This is a genomic window from Psychrobacter celer, from assembly GCF_016107555.1.
In the GTDB taxonomy this organism is placed as follows: domain Bacteria; phylum Pseudomonadota; class Gammaproteobacteria; order Pseudomonadales; family Moraxellaceae; genus Psychrobacter; species Psychrobacter celer.
This window is the reverse complement of sequence record NZ_JABASU010000010.1, coordinates 78,906-90,039: the sequence shown is the minus strand read 5'-3', so window position 1 is coordinate 90,039 and position 11,134 is coordinate 78,906. Positions and strand designations below refer to the sequence as shown.

Sequence of the window (11,134 nt, the reverse complement as noted above, 5' to 3'; positions counted from 1 at the left end):
ACGATTTGGTTTGTCAAGCTTTTTTTATAATTTGTTTCTCAAGGTTCGCTGCGTTATTACTATGTAATTTACCCTAGTAATGCTTAGCTCGTCCTGATGAGGTGCGTATTATAGAGAGTTTCTGACGGGTGTCAACTGCTTTTTGACAAGTTTTTTAATTAATTTTGATAAATATAAAATAGACTAGTATTTTCAATATGTTAGTGAAAAAACTTTTTTTAGGACGGCGCTGCGACTTAAACCATCATCACTTCATTAGTTATATAGTGGTAGCAAAATTGGCGTTATCTATTACCTATTGAAATCTGCTTAATAAATACTTATATAGTCAATCCGATATAAACATGATGCAGCGAGATAAGACGTTATTTTTCATAGCATCGGTAATTAGGTAACCTTGAAGCATCAAGTGCTGCATCGATACTTGAACAGTCACCGTGCTGACGTCGCTTGTTATAATACTTTTGTCACTTTGTATCTATAGTCTCCAACCTAGTGTTGCTAGGCAGTGTTTGCTATAATAGTGGCTTTTATGACACTACCTTGTAATGCTAAAGTGAGCCTTTAGATAAAGTGGCCAAAAGCCTGCTGTTAATATCGTCTCAACTTAGTATTTTGGGTGGTACTTTTCTTAACATATCACAGCAGTTAGATATAATTGATGCGGTCTTACGGTTATATGATTGATGGTTGCAATCATCACTGCCAACGGATCCAAAAAGGTGAATAGATTATGGTAGCGATTACTTTACCAGATGGTAGCGTAAAAAACTTTGAAGGCAATACAACTGTCATGGAAGTGGCGCAGAGTATTGGTGCAGGACTTGCCAAAGCGACAGTCGCTGGGCGCGTTGATGGTCAATTAGTCGATGCACACGATCCGATCACCCATGATGCCAAAGTTGAAATCGTGACGCCAAAAGACGCTGACGGTGTCGATATCATTCGCCACTCCTGCGCCCACTTGTTAGGTCATGCAGTAAAACAGCTCTATCCAGAGGTAAAAATGGTCATCGGACCGGTCATCGAAGATGGTTTTTATTACGACATCTATAGCGAGACGCCGTTTACCCCTGAGCATATGGAAGCCATCGAAAAACGCATGATGCAACTGATCAAACAAGATTATGATGTTATCAAAAAAATGACACCGCGCGATGAAGTCATCAAGATATTCGAAGCGCGCGGCGAAGATTATAAGCTGAAACTGATCAATGATATGCCGGGTGAAGAAGCCTTTGGTCTGTACCATCATCAAGAGTACGTCGATATGTGCCGTGGGCCGCATGTGCCAAACACACGGTTTTTGAAGGTGTTTAAACTGACCAAAATGTCGGGTGCATACTGGCGCGGTGATGCCAAAAACGAGCAGCTGCAACGTATCTATGGTACAGCGTGGGCTGATAAAAAAGACCTAAAGGCCTATATCCAGCGTATTGAAGAAGCGGAAAAACGCGACCACCGTAAAATTGGTAAAGCGCTCAATCTGTTTCATATGCAAGAGCAAGCGCCGGGCATGGTGTTTTGGCACCCTAATGGCTGGACGATTTATCAAGTGCTTGAGCAATATATGCGCAAAGTCCAACACGATCACGGCTATGAAGAAATTAAAACACCGCAAATCGTTGATCGTAGCTTGTGGGAGCGCTCAGGACACTGGGGCAACTATGCCACCAATATGTTTACCACTGCCAGCGAAAACCGTGATTATGCGGTAAAGCCAATGAACTGCCCATGTCACGTGCAAGTATTTAACCAAGGCCTAAAGTCATATCGTGACCTGCCACTGCGTATGGCAGAGTTTGGCTCGTGTCACCGTAATGAGCCTTCAGGTTCGCTACATGGTTTGATGCGCGTACGCGGCTTTACTCAAGATGATGCGCATATCTTCTGTACCGCAGCACAAATTCAGCAAGAGGTCGCTGACTTTATTAAACTGACCCTAAAAGTCTACGAAGACTTCGGCTTTGACAACATCATTATGAAGCTCTCCACCCGCCCTGAAAAGCGTGTCGGCTCTGATGAGTCTTGGGATTTTTCCGAAAAAGCTTTGGCCGATGCTCTCGACAGCTCAGGTCTCGATTGGGAATACTTACCGGGTGAAGGCGCGTTTTATGGTCCGAAGATTGAATTTAGTCTAAAAGACTCTCTAGGCCGCGTTTGGCAGTGCGGTACCATTCAGGTCGACCCCAATATGCCTGAGCGTCTTGATGCCGAATTCGTCAACGAACAAAACGAGCGTGAAACCCCAATCATGCTACACCGTGCTATCTTAGGATCGTTCGAGCGTTTCATCGGTATTTTGATCGAACACTATGCCGGTTGGATGCCAGTATGGCTTGCACCCAAGCAAGTGGTGGTGATGAATATCACTGACAAGCAAGCAGAGGCTTGTGAAAATGTGGTTAATGAGCTGAAAAACGTCGGTATTCGAGCCGTTAGCGACTTGCGTAACGAAAAGATTGGATTTAAGATACGAGAGAAAACATTAGAACGTATTCCCTATATGCTAGTATTAGGGGATAAAGAGATTGAAACGGGCAGCGTCAATGTCCGGACGCGTGAAGGCGAAAACCTTGGCGTGATGAGTATCTCTGACTTTATGGCATTAGTACAGACCGCTGTCGGTAAAAAAGGCCGACAGACCCCAAAAACAGATGAGGAGTAATACCTATTAAACAGTCCAACCGTTTGAACATCAACGAAGATATCAAAGTCAAAGAAGTCCGACTCGTTAAAGAAGACGGCGAACAAATGGGCGTGGTCGATATCGAAACCGCGATGAAAGCGGCGCGTGATGAAAACTTAGATTTGGTCGAATTGGTTCCTGAAGCAAAACCGCCTGTATGTAAGATCATGGATTATAAGCACTTCTTATATGATCAAAAACAAAAGGCCAAAGAAGCTAAGAAAAACCAAAAGCAGACTCAGCTTAAAGAGATGAAACTACGCCCTAGTACTGAAGAGGCGGATTATCAAGTTAAGCTGCGTAAAATCATTAGTTTCTTAGAAAATCAAGATAAGGTTAAGATTAGTATTCGTTTCCGTGGACGCGAAATGGCGCACCAAGAGATTGGTCGCAAGCAACTTGACCGCATCATTGAAGATACCGCTGATATCTCAAACGTCGAACAATATCCTAAGATGGAAGGTCGTCAGATGGGTATGCTGCTCGGCCCAACTAAGAAAAAGTGATCGACTAACCAGATTGCTATTAGTTAGTGGCAGCTATCAATCGGCATGCTAATCCGTCGATGTTAGATAATGTCGATATTGATTAATATGGATACTTATACTGTTGACCATCAATATGCTACGGGATATTGATGGTTTTTTTGTACATAGGCTTTCTGCCTATTTATCATAAGCAGCGATATTGCCTTTATTAACTATGGTTTTTATCACCTATAGTTTTTATCAGTTATAGCGTTTTTAAACACTGTTTTTGGTATCACAAGCTGACGCTATTTTACAAAACCTCTCTTCTCAAGCTTTTCATTACCAGTTAGTCTAAAGCTCAATGGCTCTGTATTTATTCGCCTTTGTATTTATTCGGCTTTATATAAACCACAGGCTGTGACATACAGGCCGCGACTTGTCTTTTAAATAAAACAATACCCGATATAGTCGACACTACATAAACCGCACGGATGATGTATTACTGATTTTTTCCCTCTAGATATTATAGGAAACTTTATGCAAGAATTGACGCCACCAGAAAATGCCGCTGCGCCAAGCATTTCACTGACGCCGCCTGAGCCCGTCAAAGAAATACAAAAAAGTGAAGCCGACCAGATGGTAACCCTCGATAAAAGCCAGATACCAGAGCTCGATGCTAAAGTTGATGCTTTTGTCGATCATGTCATCACCAACTCTGTACATAGCCCTGAGTTTCAACAAAACGTCCAGTCCATACACAACTTAGGCAATAAAGAGATTCGTGAGTCCGCGCAAGTTTCTAATCGTATGCTCGAGCTGCCAGCAAAAAGCATCAACGACAATTTGTTTGATAACTCCCCCATCGCCAAATCTCTGACAGAGCTGCGCGGTATCGTCGAAGATTTGGACCCTAGCAAAAAAGATTTGACCAGCTCACGCAAGCTGTTTGGCCTTATTCCTTTTGGCAACAAGGTTCAAGATTACTTTCGTCAATACGAGTCAGCGCAGTCACATATCAATGCCGTCGTGACCAGTCTCTATAACGGCAAAGACGAGCTGCTCAAAGACAACGCCATGATTGAGCAAGAAAAAGTCAATATGTGGGAGCTGATGCAATCGATTCGTCAGTACATTTATGTGGGCAAAAAAATCGATGAGCAGTTGGAGCAAAAAGTCTATGCCATCGAGGCGACTGACCCAGAAAAAGCGCGCATCATCAAAGAAGAGATGCTGTTTTATGTGCGCCAAAAAAACACCGACTTTTTGACGCAGTTGGCCGTCAACGTCCAAGGTTATTTGGCGCTTGATACCATTCGCAAAAACAATCTGGAGCTGATCAAAGGTGTCGATCGCGCGACCACGACGACCATCTCAGCGCTCCGCACGGCGGTGGTGGTCGCACAAGCGATGACCAATCAAAAACTGGTACTTGATCAAATCACTGCGCTGAATAAAACCACCAGCAGTTTGATCGAATCGACCTCTGCGATGCTCAAACGTCAATCGGGCGAGATCCATGAGCAGGCGACCAGCAGCAGTATCGAGCTTGATAAACTGCAAAACGCCTTCAATAATGTCTATGATACGATGGACATGATCAGCAATTATAAAGTTGAAGCGCTAGAGAACATGAAACAAACGGTCAATACCTTGACCACTGAGGTCGATAAAGCACAAAAGTATCTCGATAAATCCAATCAGACCACGGTACTAGAGGTCTCAAAGGAATTAGACAGCAAAAAAATCACCGATAAGTCCAATGCGGTGGATATCGATATTTGATGGGCTTTTTCAGCTGTCTTCTGTAAAAGCAGACAGCTTGCTGCGACTTAATACAGATTAGACGATTGACGCAAGATATTGCCTCGTCGTTCGTGTTAAGATAGCCCTTATTAATAATTTTAAAAATAGATACGGTAATTTATGAGTTGGAACGATCCAAACGCCTCAAGTGAGGCAAAAAGATATGACAATCCTATCCCTAGTCGCGAGCTAATACTGAGCACGATTAATGAGCATGGCGAAGTCACTCACAAGCAGCTGGCGCAGATCTTTGAGATTGAAGATCCAGATCAGTTTGATGCGCTGGGCAATCGCCTAAAAGCCATGGCACGCGACGGTCAAGTAAACCGTGAAGGTCGTCCTTATCGTTATCGGACAGTGACTAAGCAAGATGTGGTCACCGGTACTGTGTCTGCGCACCCCAAAGGTTTTGGCTTTGTGCTATTAGAAGACATGCCCGATTTGTTTTTGCACGAAAAACAAATGCGTTGGGTATTTAACGGCGATACAGTAGCCGCAATCGGCACCTCAACAGACAACCGCGGTCGCACCGAAGGCCGCATCGTCGATATCATAGAGCGTCGTCAAAACAACTTCATCGGTACGCTAGCACGTGATGACGAAGGTTACTGTGTCGAGCTTGGTAGTCCAAACCATCACCAACCCATTACTGTCACTGATGACAACGTACAGGCTCTAAACGCAAAGCAAGGCGCACCCGTTAAAATCGACATCATCGATTGGCCAAACCAGCACGAGTTTGCTACTGGCAAAATCACTGAAGTTCTCTCCGATGACAACGACCGCGAGCTGATCATCGAAACGACGTTACTGAATTATGATATTCCATCAGAATTTAGTGAAGCGGCTCTCAAGCAAGCCAATGATTACGAGGAGCCTACTGACAAAGACCTAAAGGGCCGTACTGACTTACGTCATTTACCCCTAGTCACCATCGATGGTGAAGACGCACGCGACTTCGACGATGCGGTATATGCCGAAAAACGTTCAGGCGGTAACTACCGCGTCTTAGTGGCTATCGCGGATGTCAGCCACTACGTCACGCCAAACTCGCCGTTAGATAAAGACGCGTATGAGCGGGGTACGTCAGTATACTTCCCGCATCGTGTCATTCCGATGCTCCCTGAAGTATTGTCGAATGGTCTTTGTTCGCTAAACCCTGATCGTGATCGCCTATGTATGGTGGCTGATATCAAGATATCGCGCGCTGGTAAAATCACAGGCTATGAGTTTTATCCAGGTGTGATGCACTCACAAGCACGCTTGACATACAACCAAGTCAACGCGTATTTTGACAATCCAAAAGACAAAGGCGTGCCTGAGTCTTTGACAGGCAATAAAGACGTCAAAAAATCAATTGATACACTGCATCAACTCTATGAGCTGCTTTTGAAAAAACGCGAAGAGCGTCATGCGATGGAGTTTGAGACAGTAGAGACCTACATTAAGTTTGATGAAAAAGGTGGCATTGAAGCAATATTGCCACGTACGCGCGGCGATGCGCAAAAGCTGATCGAAGAATGTATGCTACTGGCCAATACTTGTGCGGCAAACTTTGCTCTCAAGCATGAGCTGCCTGTCTTATATCGCAACCACGATCGGCCAGATAGCGAAAAATCCATGCGTATCCATGAGTACGCCAAAAATTTTGGTTTGAGCTTTCCAGAAGAGAGCCCAACGCAGGCCGATTATCAGCGTATCATCGAAGCCACCAAAGACAGACCCGATGCCATTAGCATCCACAGCATGCTGCTGCGCTCGATGATGCAGGCCAACTACGCGCCGGACAACATCGGTCACTTTGGCTTGGCGTATGACGAGTACAGTCACTTTACCTCGCCTATCCGCCGTTATCCTGATTTGATGCTACATCGTGCGATCAAGGCAAAAGTCACGGGTAGCAAACAGCCAGTGATGGATTTTTCACTCGAAGACGCAGGCACGCAAACCTCAGATACCGAGCGCCGCGCCGAAAAAGCCTCGCGTTTTGTGGAGTCATGGCTCAAATGTCACTACATGAAAGATCATGTCGGTGAAGAGTTCAATGGCGTGGTGACCACCGTGACGAGCTTTGGCTTATTTGTCACCTTGACTGACTTGTATATCGACGGTCTGGTGCATATCTCAAACGTCGGCGATGACTTCTTTGTCTATGATGAGACGCAGCAGCAGCTTATCGGTAAAGACAAAGGTACGCTGTTTGGTCTGGGCGATTTGGTCAAAGTCAAAGTCGCAGGCGTTAATATGGACTTGCTACAAATTGACTTTGATTTACAAGCCAAGCTACAAGCCAGTGAGATGAACCAAACCAAAAAAGACCAAGCTAAAAAACAACCAGCCAAAAAATCACCAGCTAAAAAGAGCAGCAATCGCAAAGGCTCAAGCAAAAAAAGCTAAGCTACATAAGATGTGGTAGATAAAAAGGTATTGATAAAAAAGGCTAACCCAGTGTTAGCCTTTTTTTGTGCCCGCTACGCTACTGGGCTTTAGCCACTTGCGCGACTCGCTGCTGCTCGGCTAGCTGTGCTTGCTCTATCTGCGCGGTGGCATCATCCAAGATGGCCTTGGGCTGCTGACCTAACGGCTGACTGGCAATATTTTCGCCAGTGTTTGCACCTGCATCTGTCGCAGTCGCCGACTCAGCGCTATTATTGTTTACTAGTATCTCTCTGTGCTTATCACGCTGATGCCCGCTTATCAGATTAAAACCCAATAATACCACCATGCCCACAAGTGCAAAGATAATCAAATGTTTCATTTGCATAAAAGTGTCTCGTCTCTAGATAGTCATCAAATATCTATTTTATTGCACTTTTTATGCCGTTTTTTAGGGCCTGTTCGCATTTTAAAAATGGTGATAAAAATGAGATAAACTGCCGCTAAACATTTGCCACTAAACAAGGAAGATAGCGCAGATAATCTCGAGATATTAGTCAGCTATTTGACCCTGTTTGGCCAGATTTAGCCATTTTTCACTCATTTAGATGGCTATCGATTGAGTTGCGGACAGGCGCTAAGCTGATTATTCTTGCGGGCTATTGTTATTTAGCAAATCAGTCTCATCTGAGTTTTCTGCGATTTCTTGCTCGACCTTTTCCATCAGCTTATCATCGGGGCGGGCATCGAGGACATCGCTGGCACTGCGGCCTTGCAAAATAGTTTTGGCACGGGCTTTTGCTTGCTCTTTATCTTTATCATCGGTGGAGCTTGGCACTTGATTGCTTGAAGTAGCGCTGGGCACGGTGGTCGTAAGGGTAGCACCCGAGGTGGCGTTGTTTTGTGGCATCTGCTCAAAAGCTTGCTCTAATTTATGGTTAAAACGCAGTCGATAAATAGGCTCAGGTAAGCTAAAGCCTTCATTTTCTAGCGCGTGCTTGGTCTCGCGAATGGCGATACTACGCGCTTTAGAAAAATCGGTCTCGGATTGATCCACCCATACCTGAAACTCTAAAATGATATTTGAGTCGCCAACATTGGTAATGACGGCAATCGCTTTTGGCTCATCTAAGACAAACGCCAACTGGTGTATCGCATCTAGCCCAATCTTGATGGCTGCCAGCGGGTCATCGTTGGCGTCCACACCCAGCTCAAAAGTAAAGCGGCGCTCAGGGTTTTTGGTGTAATTTAGAATAGTACCTTTAAAGACCTCGGCATTCGGAATGCGCAGCTGGTTGCCATCTAAAGTCATCAAAATAGTCGCCCGCGATGTCAGGCGCACGACGATACCCTCTTGCCCATTGATGACAATGTGGTCACGCGCGCGAAACGGTTGCCGGATGCTAAGCATGAGTGAGGCAATATAGTTTTCAATCGTGTCTTTGACCGCAAAACCAACTGCGATACCAATCACGCCTGCCCCGCCAAGTAGCGTACCCAAGACAGTTTCTGCGCCGATCAGGCTCAGCGCCAAGATCAGACCAAAGATGATAAAAATAACTTTGATGGTTTGGGCCAGTAGCTCTGCCACAAATGGATTTGGCGTCAGACGTTGCCACATGTTTTTGCGATTGGAGAGCCAGCTGCCAAACCAAGTCACCAAGCCAAACAGCACTATACCGACCAATAGTAGCGGCAATGCCTTCACTAGATTGGTCACCTGTGCTTTTAGGCCTTGATAGACAGTGGTAACGTTGTCTTGTACATCTAGGGTGCGATTAATTCGGTCTTCGACCGTGACCACATCTGTCAAGCGATTGGTCAAGTTAATGGCTTGCTGCGCCTTTTTTTCATTGGGCGTCTCTCCCGTCAGGGTAACCACCCCTTGCGTCACGCTGACATTGACCGCTTGCAACCCGTCTATTTCTGAAAATATACCAGTGATACGTTGGCGGATATCATTGTCTTTTTGCGGAGTCGGCGTGGTCTCGATTTGCGCGTTATTGGTACTCTCACCACTGATGATAGGCGGCGGGTCAGGCTCAGGTGATGGCTCTATAATCTCTGGCGTCTCAGCTATGCTGTCAGAGGTAGCAGGTGCTGGCTCGGCATTGTCTTCATCAAGCGCTTCTGCATTGTCAACATTGTCACCACTGAGCGCAGCACTAATGGAGGCAGCATCTTCAATAGCTGCATGAGTTGGCAGCTGACCAAGCAGCGCCAATAGCAACAGCAGCTGACCACACAGACTGGCCAGACGGCGGATGATGGTGGGCGTTTTTTGCGTGAGATAAATCGACATAAGCATCCTTTGCTTGTTGCATCATTGCCAAAACCTCAAGGTCTTATGCAAGCGTGGTTCCTGCTCTTTGTCTTACCTTATCAGCTAGGCGTAAATCTATCTACGATAAAGCAAACATACGGCTATTTGCTTGACGCCGCCGCTATGGCGCAGCAAACAGATAGCCGTAGCGCGTTGCCTATCCTCGCCATTGAGTCCTCGCCATTGAGTCCTCGCCATTGAGTCCTCGCCATTGAGTCCTCGCCATTGAGTCCTCGCCATTGAGTCCTCGCCATTGAGTCCTCGCCATTGAGCGCTGAGCCCAGCAAGTAAGAGCTTAGCGAGTAATTTTTTAGCAAATCTTAGGTGAGCTTAGCTGTCTAGATATGCTTGAGCAGCACGCAAATCGAGTGTGCCTTCGTAGATGGCGCGGCCGGTGATGATACCCTCGATACAGTCGCCATAGGGTTTTAGTAGTTCGATGTCTTTTATGTCGGTCACGCCGCCTGAGGCAATCACAGGCAGGCCACCTTCGCGAGCTAGATTGACTGTCTGTTCGACGTTGACGCCTTGCATCATACCGTCACGGGCGATGTCGGTATAGACGATTGACGATACGCCTACATCGGCAAAGCGCTTGGCCAGCTCGGTAGCGCGAGTATCAGTGACATTTGCCCAGCCATGGGTCGCCACCATACCGTCTTTGGCATCGATACCCACGATGATATGTCCTGCAAACTCACGGCAAGCTTCAGTGACGAAGTTGGGATCTTCGACTGCTTTGGTGCCGATAATAATGTACGTCAAACCTGCAGTGATGTACTGCTCGATGGTGTTCATATTGCGCACACCGCCGCCCAACTGGATAGGCAGAGTTGGATAAGCCTTGGCGATGTCATTGACCACTTGTCTATGTACTGGTACCCCATCAAACGCGCCATTTAAGTCCACCAAATGTAAGCGGCGCGCACCTTCTTCTACCCAGCGCGCCGCCATGGCCACAGGATCGTCAGAAAACACCGTATCATCCTCCATACGGCCTTGCTTTAAGCGCACACATTTACCATCTTTTAAATCAATCGCCGGAATAATGACAGGCACAGCACACATAGGACATTCCTTATAACGCACAAATAAAATAAGTAATCTAACATATCACTGATACTAAAATACTACCGCAGACCATTTCGAAATCAGTGGCTAACAAAATCAGTCAGAATATAGTATCAGTAAATTCTCTTCGTGTTGGCTCAAATCTGAATAATTCAAACAACGAATAATGCCAAAAACTTAACAATCATAACCATAAGTTTTAGCAGACGGAAACACTGGCAACATTAGGTAAATTCACTTACCGGCTGGCAATTTTAGGTCAATTTAGCGTATAATCCTAGGTAAATTTGTATTTGTTTCTATATGATAGCAACCATGCGCCACACTTTTTTTCAGTTAACCATCACTGAAGTGCTCATGGCGGTCAGGATGAATCGAGCAACAGCTAAATGAACCAGTACA

Annotated in this window: 7 protein-coding genes; 4 read left to right on the top strand and 3 right to left on the bottom strand. The window is 45.7% G+C overall.

Features of this window, described 5'->3' with window-relative positions:
- The first annotated feature begins 733 nt into the window (after positions 1 to 733).
- The 4 genes from thrS to rnr all read left to right on the top strand — a co-directional run bounded on the left by thrS (position 734) and on the right by rnr (position 7,359).
- The gene (thrS, locus tag JFC05_RS06785) at positions 734 to 2,668 is read left to right on the top strand and encodes a threonine--tRNA ligase (RefSeq protein WP_198336313.1); all 1,935 of its coding nucleotides are present in this window, start codon (positions 734 to 736) and stop codon (positions 2,666 to 2,668) included.
- Positions 2,669 to 2,691: 23 nt separating this feature from the next.
- Complete coding sequence (infC, locus tag JFC05_RS06780; protein WP_198336312.1) at positions 2,692 to 3,195, top strand: translation initiation factor IF-3; 504 nt, start codon at positions 2,692 to 2,694, stop codon at positions 3,193 to 3,195.
- Between the two features lie 501 nt (positions 3,196 to 3,696).
- Complete coding sequence (locus JFC05_RS06775) at positions 3,697 to 4,941, top strand: toxic anion resistance protein (RefSeq protein WP_198336311.1); 1,245 nt, start codon at positions 3,697 to 3,699, stop codon at positions 4,939 to 4,941.
- 141 nt (positions 4,942 to 5,082) lie between these two features.
- Positions 5,083 to 7,359 carry a ribonuclease R gene (gene rnr / locus JFC05_RS06770; protein WP_198336310.1) on the top strand — a complete coding sequence of 759 codons (2,277 nt, stop codon included), beginning with the start codon at positions 5,083 to 5,085 and terminating at the stop codon, positions 7,357 to 7,359.
- Between the two features lie 79 nt (positions 7,360 to 7,438).
- Here the strand turns inward: rnr and JFC05_RS06765 are convergent, their stop codons facing one another.
- The 3 genes from JFC05_RS06765 to hisA all read right to left on the bottom strand — a co-directional run bounded on the left by JFC05_RS06765 (position 7,439) and on the right by hisA (position 10,729).
- Positions 7,439 to 7,726, bottom strand: a complete 288-nt coding sequence (locus tag JFC05_RS06765; protein ID WP_198336309.1) for a hypothetical protein — start codon at positions 7,724 to 7,726, stop codon at positions 7,439 to 7,441.
- Between the two features lie 258 nt (positions 7,727 to 7,984).
- Positions 7,985 to 9,640: a mechanosensitive ion channel family protein gene (locus JFC05_RS06760; protein ID WP_198336308.1), complete on the bottom strand. Its 1,656-nt coding sequence runs from the start codon at positions 9,638 to 9,640 to the stop codon at positions 7,985 to 7,987.
- A 351-nt stretch (positions 9,641 to 9,991) separates the two neighbouring features.
- Positions 9,992 to 10,729 (bottom strand): 1-(5-phosphoribosyl)-5-[(5-phosphoribosylamino)methylideneamino]imidazole-4-carboxamide isomerase, encoded by a 738-nt coding sequence (gene hisA / locus JFC05_RS06755; protein WP_198336307.1) that lies wholly within the window; start codon positions 10,727 to 10,729, stop codon positions 9,992 to 9,994.
- Between the last annotated feature and the right edge of the window lie 405 nt (positions 10,730 to 11,134).